Origin of the sequence: Amycolatopsis sp. WGS_07, from assembly GCF_045278895.1 — a bacterium.
In the GTDB taxonomy this organism is placed as follows: domain Bacteria; phylum Actinomycetota; class Actinomycetes; order Mycobacteriales; family Pseudonocardiaceae; genus Amycolatopsis.
Genome location: NZ_CP136053.1, coordinates 5,157,609 through 5,171,190 on the forward strand (window position 1 = coordinate 5,157,609; position 13,582 = coordinate 5,171,190).

General features: G+C 69.9%; 13 protein-coding genes and 1 pseudogene. 7 read left to right on the plus strand and 7 right to left on the minus strand.

The annotated features are described in order from the left end of the window. The first annotated feature begins 64 nt into the window (after positions 1 to 64). Positions 65 to 1,168, plus strand: coding sequence for a branched-chain amino acid aminotransferase (locus RPX00_RS24410; RefSeq protein WP_406628763.1), 1,104 nt, complete (start codon positions 65 to 67; stop codon positions 1,166 to 1,168). Between the two features lie 55 nt (positions 1,169 to 1,223). On the opposite strand, the gene cobT is transcribed toward RPX00_RS24410, so the two are convergent. Next, the gene (gene cobT / locus RPX00_RS24415; RefSeq protein ID WP_406628765.1) at positions 1,224 to 2,294 is read right to left on the minus strand and encodes a nicotinate-nucleotide--dimethylbenzimidazole phosphoribosyltransferase; all 1,071 of its coding nucleotides are present in this window, start codon (positions 2,292 to 2,294) and stop codon (positions 1,224 to 1,226) included. A 79-nt stretch (positions 2,295 to 2,373) separates the two neighbouring features. Between cobT and RPX00_RS24420 the strand changes: the two genes are divergently transcribed. Beyond that, on the plus strand, positions 2,374 to 3,066 hold the full coding sequence (locus RPX00_RS24420; protein ID WP_406628767.1) for a 2-C-methyl-D-erythritol 4-phosphate cytidylyltransferase: 693 nt from the start codon (positions 2,374 to 2,376) through the stop codon (positions 3,064 to 3,066). On the opposite strand, the gene RPX00_RS24425 is transcribed toward RPX00_RS24420, so the two are convergent. Then, the gene (locus tag RPX00_RS24425; protein ID WP_406628769.1) at positions 3,021 to 4,055 is read right to left on the minus strand and encodes an aldo/keto reductase family protein; all 1,035 of its coding nucleotides are present in this window, start codon (positions 4,053 to 4,055) and stop codon (positions 3,021 to 3,023) included. The genes RPX00_RS24420 and RPX00_RS24425 overlap by 46 nt on opposite strands. A 54-nt stretch (positions 4,056 to 4,109) precedes the next feature. Next, a complete protein-coding gene (locus RPX00_RS24430) occupies positions 4,110 to 4,769 on the minus strand; it encodes a DUF3043 domain-containing protein (protein ID WP_406628771.1) in 660 nt (219 codons plus the stop codon). A gap of 144 nt (positions 4,770 to 4,913) precedes the next feature. On the opposite strand from RPX00_RS24430, the gene RPX00_RS24435 reads away from it, so the two are divergent. Beyond that, positions 4,914 to 5,291 carry a HesB/IscA family protein gene (locus RPX00_RS24435; protein ID WP_406628773.1) on the plus strand — a complete coding sequence of 126 codons (378 nt, stop codon included), beginning with the start codon at positions 4,914 to 4,916 and terminating at the stop codon, positions 5,289 to 5,291. 68 nt (positions 5,292 to 5,359) lie between these two features. On the opposite strand, the gene RPX00_RS24440 is transcribed toward RPX00_RS24435, so the two are convergent. After that, a complete protein-coding gene (locus tag RPX00_RS24440; RefSeq protein WP_406628775.1) occupies positions 5,360 to 5,545 on the minus strand; it encodes a hypothetical protein in 186 nt (61 codons plus the stop codon). Between the two features lie 154 nt (positions 5,546 to 5,699). On the opposite strand from RPX00_RS24440, the gene RPX00_RS24445 reads away from it, so the two are divergent. Further along, positions 5,700 to 6,689 (plus strand): carbohydrate kinase family protein, encoded by a 990-nt coding sequence (locus tag RPX00_RS24445; RefSeq protein ID WP_406628777.1) that lies wholly within the window; start codon positions 5,700 to 5,702, stop codon positions 6,687 to 6,689. Between the two features lie 265 nt (positions 6,690 to 6,954). Here RPX00_RS24445 and asnB read toward each other — a convergent pair. Beyond that, positions 6,955 to 8,888 (minus strand): annotated as a pseudogene (gene asnB, locus RPX00_RS24450) (asparagine synthase (glutamine-hydrolyzing)). 212 nt (positions 8,889 to 9,100) lie between these two features. On the opposite strand from asnB, the gene RPX00_RS24455 reads away from it, so the two are divergent. Further along, on the plus strand, positions 9,101 to 10,048 hold the full coding sequence (locus RPX00_RS24455) for a cytochrome c oxidase subunit II (protein ID WP_406628779.1): 948 nt from the start codon (positions 9,101 to 9,103) through the stop codon (positions 10,046 to 10,048). Between the two features lie 32 nt (positions 10,049 to 10,080). Further along, positions 10,081 to 10,503, plus strand: coding sequence for a cytochrome c oxidase subunit 4 (locus RPX00_RS24460; protein WP_378304312.1), 423 nt, complete (start codon positions 10,081 to 10,083; stop codon positions 10,501 to 10,503). Between the two features lie 11 nt (positions 10,504 to 10,514). On the opposite strand, the gene RPX00_RS24465 is transcribed toward RPX00_RS24460, so the two are convergent. Then, a complete protein-coding gene (locus RPX00_RS24465; protein WP_406628781.1) occupies positions 10,515 to 11,423 on the minus strand; it encodes a DMT family transporter in 909 nt (302 codons plus the stop codon). 83 nt (positions 11,424 to 11,506) lie between these two features. Between RPX00_RS24465 and RPX00_RS24470 the strand changes: the two genes are divergently transcribed. Continuing rightward, positions 11,507 to 12,466, plus strand: coding sequence for a GlxA family transcriptional regulator (locus RPX00_RS24470; protein WP_406628783.1), 960 nt, complete (start codon positions 11,507 to 11,509; stop codon positions 12,464 to 12,466). Positions 12,467 to 12,536: 70 nt separating this feature from the next. Here the strand turns inward: RPX00_RS24470 and trpD are convergent, their stop codons facing one another. Then, positions 12,537 to 13,580, minus strand: coding sequence for an anthranilate phosphoribosyltransferase (gene trpD / locus RPX00_RS24475; protein ID WP_406628785.1), 1,044 nt, complete (start codon positions 13,578 to 13,580; stop codon positions 12,537 to 12,539). Between the last annotated feature and the right edge of the window lie 2 nt (positions 13,581 to 13,582).

Sequence of the window (13,582 nt, forward strand, 5' to 3'; positions counted from 1 at the left end):
TGCGGCGAGTAAAACCACAGGACTTCCGACTAACGTGCTTCCGACCAAGCGTTATTGTCTAAGCATGACGACAGCGACGCAGTTCACTCACGTTCCGAACCCGAGCCCCGCGAGTGCTGAACGCGTCGCCGAGGTACTTGCCAAGCCGGGGTTCGGCACGCACTTCACCGACCACATGGTCACCGTCCGCTACAGCACCGAAAAGGGCTGGCACGACGCCAAGGTCGGGCCGTACGAACCGTTCACCCTCGACCCGGCCACGTCCGTGCTGCACTACGGCCAGGCCATCTTCGAGGGCCTCAAGGCCTACCGCCAGCCGGACGGCACGATCGCCGCGTTCCGGCCGGACGCCAACGCGCAGCGGTTCCGGGAATCCGCCGAGCGGCTGGCGATGCCGCAGCTGCCGGTGGAGACCTTCGTCGACGCGCTGCGCGAGCTGATCACGGTGGACGAGCGCTGGGTGCCGACCCGCGAGGGCGATTCGCTGTACCTGCGCCCGTTCATGATCTCCACGTCCACCGGGCTCGGCGTGAACAGCCCGGCCAGCGAGTACGTCTTCGCGGTCATCGCCTCGCCGGCCGGCTCGTACTTCAGCGGCGGCGTGAAGCCGGTGAGCGTGTGGCTGTCCACGGAGTACGTGCGCGCGGCCCCCGGCGGCACCGGCGCGGCGAAGTGCGCCGGCAACTACGCGGCGTCCTTCGTGGCGCAGGCGCAGGCCGTCGAGAAGGGCTGCGACCAGGTGGTGTGGCTGGACGCGGTGGAGCGCCGCTGGGTCGAGGAGATGGGCGGGATGAACCTGTTCTTCGTCTTCGGCTCGGGCGACGACGTCCGCGTGGTCACGCCGGAGCTGACCGGTTCGCTGCTGCCGGGCGTCACCCGGAAGTCGTTGCTGCAGCTGGCGAAGGACGCCGGGCACAAGGTCGAGGAGCGCCGGATCTCCACCGACGAATGGGAGAAGGCGGCCGGCTCGGGCGAGCTGACCGAGGTCTTCGCGTGCGGCACGGCGGCGGTCATCACGCCGGTCGGCCACGTCAAGCACGGCGGCGGCGAGTTCTCGATCTCCGGTGGGCAGCCTGGCCCGGTCACTATGGCCCTGCGCGAGCAGCTGGTCGGGATCCAGGAGGGCACCCGCCCGGCCCCGGCCGGCTGGATGGTCCCGCTCAGCTGACGTTCTAGCTGTCCGTGAGGGGAACCCTGGGGAATCAGGGTTCCCCTCACGGCTTTCAGGACGAGAGCGGCCCGGAGACGCCGGACTGCTCGTGCGTGGTCATTTCGGCGAGCACGCGGCTGGCCATCATCAGCAGCGGCAGCGCGGTGACCGCGCCGGTGCCTTCGCCGAGACGGACGTCGAGGTCGAGCAGCGCGCCGAGGTCCAGGTGCTCCAGGGCGAGCGCGTGTGCGGGCTCGCCGGTCAGCTGACCGGACATCCACCAGCGGCGCGCGCCCGGCGCGAGTTCTTCGGCGACGAGCGCGGCCGAGCAGACCACGAGCCCGTCGAGCACCACCGGCGTGCGGCGGACCGCTGCCTGCGCGAGGAAGCCCGTCATCGCGGCGATATCGGCACCCGAGGACGTCCGCAGCAGCGCGAGCGGATCGGCCAGCACCGCGCGGGCCCGGCGCAGCGCGTCGCGCACCGCGGCGGCCTTGCGCATCCAGGTGTTGTCGTCGATGCCCGAACCCCGGCCGACCACGGCGACCGGCTCGCTGCCGGTCAGCGCCGCGACCAGCACCGACGCCGGGGTGCTGTTGCCGATGCCCAGGTCGCCCGCGATCAGCAGGTCCGCGCCGCCGTCGACCTCGGCGTCGGCGATCTTCCGGCCGGCGGCCACCGCGGCGCGCACCTCGGCGTCGGTGAGCGCGTCCTCGACGTCGATCGAACCGGAACCGCGGCGCACCTTGAACTCGCCGATCGACCGCATCGCGGATTCCTCGGTGTCCACCGCCATGTCGACCACGCGCACGCCCGCGCCCGCCGCCGCGGCGAGCACGTTGATCGCCGCGCCGCCGGTCAGCATGGTCCCGACGAGCTGCGACGTGACCTCGCGCGGGTACGCCGAAACGCCCCGCTCCGCGATGCCGTGGTCGCCGGCGAACACGACGACCCGCGGCCGGGTGAACGGCCTCGGCGGGGCCTGCCCCTGGCACGAGGAGATCCACACGCCCAGCTCCTCCAGTCGCCCGAGCGAGCCGGCCGGCTTGACGAGCTTGTCGTGCAGCGCGATCGCGCCCGAACGGGCCTGGTCGCTCGGCGGTTCGATCTCGCCGAACTCGATGCCCGTTTCCCCGGTGTCCACAGCCAGGTTTCCTTTCGCCGCTGGGCGTCCCGGGGCCCAACCTACCGCCGGGCGGGCCGGGCCCTTAGGGTCGGTCGGCGTGCGGGAATCGACGGCGGCCGGGGTCGTGCTGGCCAGTGGCGCGGGGACCCGGGTCGGGGCCGCGCTGAACAAGGTCTACCTGCCGGTCGCGGGCAGGCGCGTGGTGGCGTGGTCGCTGGACGCGTTCGCCGCCGCGCCCGGGATCGGCGTGCTGGTGCTGGTGATCCGGCCCGAGGACGAGCCGCTGGCCAAGGAGGTGCTGGCGGGGCTGTCCGCTTCGGTGGAGATCGTGCCCGGCGGCCCGACGCGGCAGGCGTCCGAGCTGAACGCGCTGCGCCATCTGGCGTCGCGGATCGCCGACGGGACAGTGGATTCCGTGCTGCTGCACGACGGGGCCCGGCCGCTGGTGACGCCGGAGCTGATCGCCGCGGTGCTGGAGCGGACCAGGGCGGACGGGGGAGCGGTGCCGGGACTGGCGGCGGACGACGTCGTCGCGATGGCCGGACCGGACACGGTCGCCGGGCCGCTGCCGGGCGCGATCCGCGTGCAGACCCCGCAGGGCTTCCGGGCGGAGCCGCTGCTGGCGGCCTACGAACAGGCTGCCGCGGAAGGGTTTCTCGGCACGGACACGGCTTCGTGCATGGAGCGGTTCTCCGCGCTGCCGGTGCGGTGGGTGCCCGGCAGCGCGGAGAACGTGAAGATCACCTATCCGCACGACCTCGCGGTGGCGGAGCGGCTGCTGCTGCGGTGATCAGGGGAGACGGTGAGCGCCGGGTCGGTGACCACGACGTCGCCGAGCGCCTCGTCGATCGCGGCGAGCAGCTCCGGCTCGAGCTTCACGCCTGCCGCCTTGACGTTGTCGTGGACCTGCTCGGGCCGCGAGGCTCCGATGATCGCCGACGCGACGTTCGGGTTCTGCAGCACCCACGCGACGGCCAGCTGCGCCATCGACAGCCCGGCGTCGGCCGCCAGCGGCTCCAGCTTCGCGACCGCGGTGAGGGTCTTCTCGTCGAGGAAGCGCTTCACCATGTTCGCGCCGCCGTTCTCGTCGGTCGCGCGCGAACCGGCGGGCAGCGGCTGGCCCACCTTGTACTTGCCGGTCAGGACGCCCTGCGCCACCGGCGACCAGACGATCTGGCTCAGGCCCTCGCGCTCGGACGCGGGCACGACCTGCGACTCGATGACCCGCCACAGCATCGAGTACTGCGGCTGGTTCGACACGAACGGGATCTTCAGCTCGCGGGCGAGCGCCGCGCCGCGGGCGATCTGCTCGGCGTTCCACTCCGAAACGCCGATGTAGAGCGCCTTGCCCTGGCGGACCAGGTCGGCGAACGCCTGCATGGTCTCTTCCAGCGGCACCGTGCGGTCGAAGCGGTGCGCCTGGTAGAGGTCGACGTAGTCGGTGCCGAGCCGCTCGAGCGACGCGTTCGCCGACTCCATGATGTGCTTGCGCGAGAGGCCCCTGTCGTTCGGGCCCTTCGGGCCGGTCGGCCAGAAGACCTTGGTGAAGATCTCCAGGCTTTCCCGGCGCTGCCCCTTGAGCCCGCGCCCGAGCACGGACTCGGCGGCGGTGTTCGCGTAGACGTCGGCCGTGTCGAAGGTCGTGATGCCGGCGTCGAGCGCCGCCTTGATGCAGGCCTGCGCCTGGTCCTCCTCGACCTGGGACCCGTGGGTCAGCCAGTTGCCGTAGGAGATCTCACTGATGTTGAGGCCGCTGCGGCCGAGACGTCGAAACTCCATGCCGACAGCGTAAACGTTTCGTTCGCGAGGCTAACGACCTGTGTGCCGCACGGCTCAGTTCGGGATCGGGTCCCCGGCCTTGAGACGCGGCTTCGGGACGCGCAGCTTGCGGATCTGGCTCGCCCGGACGAACGCGTACCAGCCGACGCCGCGGGTGGCCGTGGCCGGCTCCTTCGGGAAGCGTTCGCGGACAAGCTTGGAGATCTTCCGGCCGTTCACGATGCCCTCGATGGCCATGACCAGCAGCATCGCCATGCAGACCAGGGTGATGTACTGCTGCACCGCGGGCGCGGGCACCAGCAGCGCGAGGAACACCAGGATCGCCAGCGGCATGAACAGGCCGAGGATGTTGCGCCGGGAGTCGACCAGGTCGCGCACGTACGCCTTGACCGGGCCCTTGTCGCGCGGCGGCAGGTACTTGTCGTCGCCGGACATCATCCGCTCGCGGCGCACGCGGGCGGCTTCCTTGCGCTCTTCCTTGCTGACCGGGTTGGCCTTGCGCAGTTCCTTGTTGCGCTTCATCGCCTCGCGCATCGAGGTGGGCGGCGCCGCGACCGGCCCGCGCCTGCGTCCCTCGGCCTCGCGCCGCTTGGGCGTGGCCTTGCCCTTGCCCGGCGTGTACGACTTGCTGGCGGCCGGGGTGTCGACATCGGCGGCCTCCGCCGCGGAGTCGTCGGCGGCGGGGTCAGTGGTGCTTCGGCGCAGGAACCTCACCTCACCAGGGTATTGCAGGCGTCACGGCTTTGTTCACCAGGTCGTTCCATATGCGACGATGGAGGGGAACAGATCGGGCGAGTCGCGTGTTGTACGTAGGACACGAGATGTACCCGCAGCGAGTTCGACCAAAGAGGGAGTGCCATGACGACCGCTGAGCAGACCGGTGCGGCTGCGGCCGAGACCGCCGAGGAGACCCACGGCGTGACGTTGACCGACGCCGCGGCCGCCAAGGCGAAGGCGCTGCTCGAACAGGAGGGCCGCGACGACATGCACCTGCGCATCGCCGTGCAGCCCGGCGGCTGTGCGGGCCTGCGCTACCAGCTGTTCTTCGACGAGCGCACGCTCGACGGCGACCTGTTCCGCGACTTCGACGGCCTGCAGGTGGCGGTCGACCGGATGAGCGCGCCTTACGTTTCCGAGGCCGTGATCGACTTCGTCGACACCATCGAGAAGCAGGGCTTCACGATCGACAACCCGAACGCCTCGGGTTCGTGCGCCTGCGGCGACAGCTTCCACTGAGCCACACCGGCAACGGGCCCCAGCACATTCCGCGCTGGGGCCCGTTGCCGTTTCCGGCCGAGCTTGGCTCAGACGTAAGCGTCGAGGTCGGCGACCTGCGCGTGGCAGGCGTCGTCGACCGTCCACGGCCGCGCGGCACGCGGGAGGGGCAGCCGAGCCTGCTCGGCGGCGGGCCCGGGCTGGAGCGTGGACGGGAGATGGGCGCAGTCGGCGATCAGGTCGCCGATGGTTTCCGGTTCGGTCGCGAGGTTCACCCCGGCCACGCTATTCAGCCGAACTTGAACGGGAAACGAGTACCGGCCGGTAGTGTCGTCACGTGGCGCGGAAACTACCCGGAAGGGTCATGACCAGCGGGTAACTTGCGCCGGGGCACGAAAACGCCAGCCCATCCACTCGTGAGGAGAACCGGTGGCAGACAAGCCCAGGATCGCCGTGTCCGGCAGCATCGCGACGGACCATCTGATGCACTTTCCGGGGAGGTTCGCCGAGCAGCTCGTCGCCGAGCAGCTGCACCGGGTGTCGTTGAGCTTCCTCGCCGACGACCTCGTCGTGCGCCGCGGCGGCATCGGCGCGAACATCGCCTTCGGGCTCGGCGTGCTCGGCGTGCGGCCGGTGCTGGTCGGAGCCGTCGGCCAGGACTGGGCGGACTACCAGTCGTGGCTCCAGCGGCACGGCGTCGACACCTCGGGCGTGCTGGTCTCCGAGGTCGCGCACACCGCGCGGTTCGTGTGCACCACCGACGAGGACATGTGCCAGATCGCGACGTTCTACGCCGGGGCGATGGCTGAGTCCCGGAACATCGAGATGGGGCCGATCTCGGACCGGGTCGGCGGGTTGGGGCTGGTGCTGATCAGCCCGGACGATCCGGAAGGGATGGTCCGGCACGCGCAGGAGTGCCGTCAGCGGGGGTACACGTTCGCGGTCGATCCTTCGCAGCAGCTGGCCCGGATGGACGGGGCGCAGGTGCGGTCGTTTGTCGAGGGGGCCAAGTATCTGTTCAGCAATGACTACGAGTGGGAGTTGTTGCTGCAGAAGACTGGGTGGTCTGAGGCGGACGTCCTGGAGCGCGTTGGGCTGCGGATTACCACGCTCGGGGAGAAGGGCGTGGAGATCGTGGGGCGGGATGGGACTGCGCTGCAGATCGGGGCGGTGCCGGAGCGGGGGAAGGCTGATCCGACTGGGGTCGGGGACGGGTTCCGGGCTGGGTTCCTGGCCGCGATCGACGGCGGGCTTGGGTTGGAGCGGGCGGCGCAGTTGGGGTGTTTGATCGCTGTGCTGGTTTTGGAGACGGTGGGGACGCAGGAGTGGACGTTGGAGCGGGACGGGGCGCTGGCTCGGTTGCGGGAGGCGTTCGGGCCTGAGGCTGCGGAGGAGATCTCGGCGGTTTTGCCTGCTTGAGGGGGGCGGCTGCTCGTCGCCTGGCGGCGACGTTGCGCCTGGGCCTCGTGGGGGCACCCCGAAGCTTGATTGTGACTACGGACGGCGGGTGCTTGTCAAGGCGGGAAAGATGCCTTGACAAGCACCCGCCGTCCGCGTTTTTGGCTTCGTATCGGGGTGCGGGGGTGGTGTGGGTGCCTCGCTGGGTGGGTGCATCGGCGGCGGTTTAGGGCCGTGAAGGACTCTTTGAGGGAATTAGATTCCCTCAAAGAGTCCTTCACGGACTTCAGAGCTTGACTGGGTAGGCCGGTTCCGGGATTTCTGGCTTGATGCGGTGTTCTACGAAGATGCCGTGCCAGAGCATGAAGACCAGGAGTGCCCATAGCTGGCGGCTGCGGTCCAGTTGGCCTGCCTTGTGTTCGTCCAGCAGGGCTAGTACGGCCTTCTTGTCCAGCAACTCGTCAGTCTTCGAGTCGTTGATGATGCTGCGGGCCCAGTCGTACATCTCGTTGCGCAGCCACAGGCGGATGGGGACGGGGAAGCCCAGCTTCTTCCGGTTCAGGACGTGGCCTGGGATGATCTTGGCCAGGGCTTGGCGCAGGGCGTATTTGGTGGTGCCGTGCGCTAGCTTCTGGTCCAGCGGGATCGAGGCGGCGACCTTGAACACCTCGGCGTCCAGGAACGGCACGCGCAGCTCCAGCGAGTTCGCCATGGTCACCTTGTCCGCCTTGACCAGGATGTCGCCGCGCAGCCAGGTGTAGAGATCCACGTGCTGCATGCGGGCGACCGGGTCCCAGCCTCGGGACACGTCGTACCAAGGTGCGGTGACGTCCTTGAAGCCGACGCCTTCCTGGTACGTCCGCAGCACGGCGCGCAGCTGCTCGTCGCGGAAGTTGCGGGCGTTGCCGTAGTAGCGGTCTTCCAGGGGAGCGCGCCGCGGCGCAGCAGGTCCTTGCCTCGGGTGCCCTCCGGGATCTTCGTGGACACCTTGCCGATCAGCTTGCGGACGCTCCCGGGGATTTTCTCGAACGGGGCCAGCGAGATCGGCTCGCCGTAGATCGTGTAGCCGCCGAACAGTTCGTCCGCGCCTTCGCCGGACAGGACCGCCTTCACGTGCTTGCGGGCCTCGCGGGCGATGAACCACAGCGGGACCAGCGCCGGGTCCGCCACCGGGTCGTCCAGGTACCAGACGATGAGCGGGAGCGCTTCCATCATCTCGTCCGCCGACACCGTGCGGACCACGTGCTTCACGCCGATCGCCGCGGCCGACTCCGCGGCCACGTCCACCTCGGAGTAGCCCTCGCGCTCGAAGCCGGTGGTGAACGCGATGAGGTTCGGGTTGTGCTCCTTGGCGAGCGTCGCGGTCGCGGTGGAGTCGATGCCGCCGGACAGGAACGCGCCGACCGTGACGTCCGGGTCGGAGATCATGTGCTTGCCGACCGAGTCGCGCATCACATCGGCGATGCGCTCGTACAGCGCCTCGGCCTCGGCCGGGCCGTTGACCGGCTTCGCGGCGAACTTCGGGTGGAAGTAGCGGGTGAACTCGGGCTTCCCGCCGGGGGAGAGCCGGAACGAGGTGCCGGACTCGACGCGGCGGATGTCGGTGTGCAGCGACTCCGGCTCCGGCACGTACTGCAGGACCAGGTAGTGCTGCAGCGCGGTGCGGTCCAGCTCCTGCGCGACGCCGAGCGTGTCCGACAGCTCCAGCAGGCTCTTCTTCTCGCTGGAGAACGCGGTGCCCTTCGGGCCGGCGCTGTAGTAGAGCGGTTTGATCCCGAACGGGTCGCGCGCGCCGAAAACGACCTTTTCCGCCGAATCCCAGATCAGGAAGGCGAACATGCCGCGCAGCTTTTCGACCGCTTTGTCCCCGAGGTAGTGATAAGCCGCGACGATCGCCTCGCCGTCGCCCTCAGTGGCGAATTTCGCACCGAATTTTTCGGCCAGCTCGTCGCGCAGCTCGCGGTAGTTGTAGATCTCGCCGTTGAAGTTCAGCGTGTACCGGCCGGGCGCCTCCGGCGGGCCCCACACCAGCGGCTGGTGCGCGTGGTCGACGTCGATGAAGGCGAGCCGGTTGAAGCCGTACACGACCTCGGCATCGGCCCAGGTGTCCTGCTCATCCGGGCCGCGGTGGCGCTGGCAGCGCATCGCCGCGCCGACGCTCGCGCGGGCTTCGGCGGCGTCGTTTTCGGTCGCGCAGATCAGTCCAAGCAGGCCGCACACGCGTACTCACACACCTCAAGGTCGGGCCGGTCCGGGGAAGAGCCCAGTATGCCGGGGCCGGGCCCGCCGCCCGGAACGCGGGTGACGCGCGGCGCAACTGGTCACCCCTTGGTCAGCGGGAGCGGCCAACTCGGCTAGGCTCCGCCTGTCACGAAGATCGGTCGAAGAAGGCCCGGTGTGAGAGGGCCTGTTGGGTGAAAGGGCAGGGCGCAGTGGGAAAACCAGAGCGCACCCCGGTGGGTAAGCGGGTCGGGCGTGTCGCCGCGCTGGCCGTGCTGGTGGCGCTGACCGCGACGGGCTGCTCGGGAGACGAGATCCTCCGCTTCGGCTGGCCCAAGGGCGTCACGCCGCAGGCCGACCAGATGCGCACCCTCTGGACGTGGACGGTCATCGCCGCGCTCGTCGTCGGCGCGATCGTGTGGGCCCTGATCTTCTGGACCGCGATCTTCCACCGCAAGAAGAAGGGCGCGACCGCCGAGGGCCCCGAGGACCTGCCGCGCCAGTTCCAGTACAACATCCCGCTGGAGATCTTCACGGTCGTCCTCCCGACGATCATGGTCTGCGTGCTGTTCTTCTTCACCGCGACGACCGAGAGCAAGGTCCTCGACAAGAAGCCGAACCCGGACGTGGTCGTCGACGTCGTCGCCTTCCAGTGGAACTGGGAGTTCAAGTACGAGGGCGACAACGCCAAGCGCCCCGACGGCACCCAGGTGAGCACCGTCGGCTCCTCCGGCGAGATCCCGCTGCTCGTGCTGCCGACGAACAAGACCATCGAGTACCGGCTCCGCTCGACGGACGTCATCCACTCGTTCTGGGTCCCGGAGTTCAACTTCAAGCGCGACGTCATGCCGGACCCGGAGAAGAACAACCAGGACAGCTCGTTCCAGAACTCGATCGACCGTGAGGGCTCGTTCGTCGGCCGCTGCGCCGAGCTGTGCGGGACGTACCATTCGGTGATGAACTTCGAGGTGCGGGCCTTGTCCCCGGACAAGTACGACCAGTACCTCAAGCTGCGCACCCAGACGAACGCGAAGACCGGCAAGCCGAACACCGCGTCCGAGGCGCTGGCTTCGATGAACTGCGGCGAGCTGTGCAGCCCGTACGCGGTCACCACGAAGCCGTTCAACACCGACCGCACGGCGCGCACCGCGTCCAACTGACGGCGAACCAGAAGGAGCAGGGGACCAATCCCATGAAGGTCGAAGCCCGGATTTTCTACATGGTGGCGGGGTTTGCCGTCCTCATGACCGCCGTCTACTGGGTCATGACCGCGCTCTTCACCACCGACCAGAAGGCCGAGCCGGTCGGCATCGTCGCGCTGTTCCTGACCGGCGGCCTCGCGTTCCTCGCCGGCAGCTACATGCAGTTCGTGTCCCGCCGGATCGAGGAGCGCCCGGAGGACCGCGAGGACGCCGAGATCAGCGACGGAGCCGGCGAGCTGGGCTTCTTCAGCCCGGGCAGCTACTGGCCGGTCGCGCTGGCCGCGGCGGCCGGGCTCGCGGGCCTCGCGCTGGCGTTCTTCCACATCTGGCTGCTGGTGATGGCGCTCGTGGCGCTGCTCATCGCCGTGGGCGGACTGGTGTTCGAGTACCACACCGGCCCGGACCACGACTGAGCCTTTCCGCTTCACCGAGACGCCCGGCTGGGGATTCCCGGCCGGGCGTCTCGCGTTTCCGCCTTGGCGCGGTGCGGGGCAAGCGCGGCGGCGAGCACCGCCAGCATCCCCAGTCCCTCGGCCCACGTGAGCCGGTGGCCGAACGCGAGCATGTCCACTACCACGGCGACCACCGGGTACAGGTACGACAGCAGCGCCACGGTGGTGGTCGGCAGCTTGCCGATGCTCGCGTACATCAGCACGTACATCACCGCGGTGTGCACCGTTCCCAGGAGCAGGAGCCACAGCAGTCCCGGAGCCGAACTCGGCAGCGGCGTGAACAGCAACGCGGGGGCGAGCACGATCGCGCCGACCGTCAGCTGCACCGCCGCGAGCAGATGTGGCCGGATGTGCTTGAGCTGCTTCGCGATGAAGGACGCACCGGCGTAGAGCAAGGCCGCGCCGAGCGCGAGCGCGATGCCCGCGAACCGCACTGGCTGCCCGTCATCTCCTTGCGCGGAAAGGGAAATCACCACCACGCCGGCGAACGCCACACCAGCTCGCGTGAGGTGCGACCGGCCGACTTTCTCGCCGAGGAACATCGCCGCCATGCCGACCAGGATCAGCGGCTGGGTGTGATAAACGACCGTGCTGACGCCGATGGACGACAGCGAGTAGGACGCGAACAGCAGCACCCAGTTGCCGACCAGCAGCAGTCCGCCGGCGACGGCGAGCAGCAGGTCGCGCCGGGTCGGCCGCCAGTCGCGGAACCAGCCGCGGGCCAGCGACCACACGACCAGCAGGACGCCGCCGACGAGGCAGCGGGCGAACGCGACCGCCGGGGCCGCCGCGCCGCTTGCGAGCACGACCGCGCCGATCGTTCCGGACAACGCCATCGCGGCGGACCACTGCAGGACCGGGCGGGATTCGGGGTTCTTCATGCGCCCCAGATTCGTCCTCGCGGCGACGCGCAACCAGTGTCAGAGATGACAATGACCGCAAAACTTGTGACATCCTGGGCGGCATGGACGTGCAACGGGTCGCGGTGCTGCTCGCGGATCGGGTTTCGCCGTTCGAGCTGGGGGTCGCGTGCGAGGTGTTCGGCACCGACCGCAGCGCGGACGGTATGCAGGGCTGGGACTTCGGCGTGTGCTCGCCGGGCGGGGCGGACGTGGCCAGCTGGTCCGGATTCGGCCTCGCCGGACTGCGGGATCTGGACTTCGCGGCGTCAGCCGATTTGGTGATTGTGCCCACCCAAGCGCCGCGTACCGAACCGCCGCCGGAGCCGTTGCTGGACGCGTTGCGCGCCGCCCGGGAGCGCGGCGCGTGGGTGGCCGGGTTCTGCGCGGGAGTGTTTTCCCTTGGTTACGCGGGACTTCTGGACGGCCGCCGCTGCACGGTGCACTGGATCTACGAACCGGAATTCCGGCGGCTGTTCCCCTCCGCGGAAGTGGACCCGCAGGCGCTCTACGCGGACGACGACGGCGTGTTCACCAGCGCCGGGACGGTCGCCGCGGTGGACCTGTGCCTGCACCTGGTGCGGCGGTTGCGCGGAGTCGCGGCGGCTACCGCGCTGGCCCGGCGGATGGTGGCCGCGCCGCATCGCGCCGGCGGGCAGGCCCAGTTCGTGCAGGCTCCAGTGCCCGCGACGGCCGCACCGGACGACGCGGTGGTCGCCGAAGCGCTCGAATGGGTGGAACGGCGGCTGGACCAGCCGTTCACGGTCGCGGAGCTGGCTCGCCGCAGCGGGCTGGGGGAGCGGACGTTCCTGCGCCGGTTCTCCGCCGCCACCGGGACGACGCCGCACCGCTGGCTGACCGAACGCCGCCTCGACCGGGCGCAGGCGCTGCTGGAGGAGGGTTCGCTGTCGGTGGAGGACATCGCGGCGGCGTGCGGGTATGCGTCCGCGGCGGCGTTGCGGCACCAGTTTTCGCGGCTGCGCTCGACGACGCCCAGCGCTTACCGGACCGCCTTCCGCTCCTGAGCCTGGATGCAACGAACGCCACATCGGATGCGGGGAAGCACCCGATGTGGCGTTCGGACAGTGCGGAAGGTCAGCGGCTCGCCGAGGAGAACGCGATCCAGCGGTCCAGCAGCGCCGCTGCCGCCCCGCTGTCGATGGCCTGGCGTGCTCGGTCCAGCCCGGCCGCCAGGTCGTCCTCGAGCGAATCGGAGAAGCCCGCGAAGGCGGCCAGCGCGGCGGCGGCGTTGAGCACCACCGCGTCGCGCACCGGGCCGGTCTTGCCGTTCACCAGTTCCCGGACGACCTCCGCGTTCGCCGCCGCGTCTCCGCCGCGCAGGTCCTCCGCGGTCGCGCGCGGGATGCCGAGCGACTGCGGATCGAAGGTGCGTTCGGTCACCGTGCCGCCGGAGACCACCAGCACCGACGTCGTCGTCGTGGTGGTGATCTCGTCGAGCCCGTCGTCGCCGCGGGCCACCAGGACCGACATGCCGCGGTGGGCGAAAATCTCCGCCAGGGCACGGGTTTTGTCGGCGTAGGCGCAGCCGATCAGCGCACTCTGCGGCTGCGCCGGGTTGGTGAGCGGGCCGAGCAGGTTGAACGTGGTCGGCACGCCCAGTTCGCGCCGCGGCGGGCCGGTGTGCCGGAACGCCGGGTGGAACGCCGGGGCGAAGCAGAACCCGATGCCGATCTCCTCGAGCGAGGCGAGCACCGCCTCCGGCGGCAGGTCGATCTTCACGCCGAGGGTTTCCAGCACGTCGGCCGCGCCGGACTTCGACGACGCGCTCCGGTTGCCGTGCTTGGCCACCGGCGCGCCCGCCGCCGCCGTGACGATCGTCGCCATCGTGGAGATGTTCACCGAGTTCGACCGGTCGCCGCCGGTGCCGACGATGTCCACCGCCGGGCGGCTCAGCGCGATCCGCCGGGCGTGCGACAGCATCGCGTCGGCCATGCCGGAGATCTCCGCGGGCGTTTCGCCCTTGGCGCGCAGCGCGACCGCGAAGCCGCCGATCTGCGCCTGCCCTGCGCTGCCGGACATGATCTGGTCCATCGCCCACGCCGTGTCCTCGGCGGACAGGTCCTCGCCGGCGATGAGCCGGGTGAGCAGCGCGGGCCAGGTGTGCGGGGTGGCGCCCACCG

Bases quoted from the DNA above. Each gene is read 5' to 3' on its own strand.
- RPX00_RS24425 (WP_406628769.1), bottom strand. From the start codon at position 4,055: ATGGAGTTTCGACGTCTCGGCCGCAGCGGCCTCAACATCAGTGAGATC.
- RPX00_RS24410 (WP_406628763.1), top strand. From the start codon at position 65: ATGACGACAGCGACGCAGTTCACTCACGTTCCGAACCCGAGCCCCGCG.
- RPX00_RS24465 (WP_406628781.1), bottom strand. From the start codon at position 11,423: ATGAAGAACCCCGAATCCCGCCCGGTCCTGCAGTGGTCCGCCGCGATG.
- RPX00_RS24470 (WP_406628783.1), top strand. From the start codon at position 11,507: ATGGACGTGCAACGGGTCGCGGTGCTGCTCGCGGATCGGGTTTCGCCG.
- RPX00_RS24460 (WP_378304312.1), top strand. From the start codon at position 10,081: ATGAAGGTCGAAGCCCGGATTTTCTACATGGTGGCGGGGTTTGCCGTC.
- RPX00_RS24435 (WP_406628773.1), top strand. From the start codon at position 4,914: ATGACGACCGCTGAGCAGACCGGTGCGGCTGCGGCCGAGACCGCCGAG.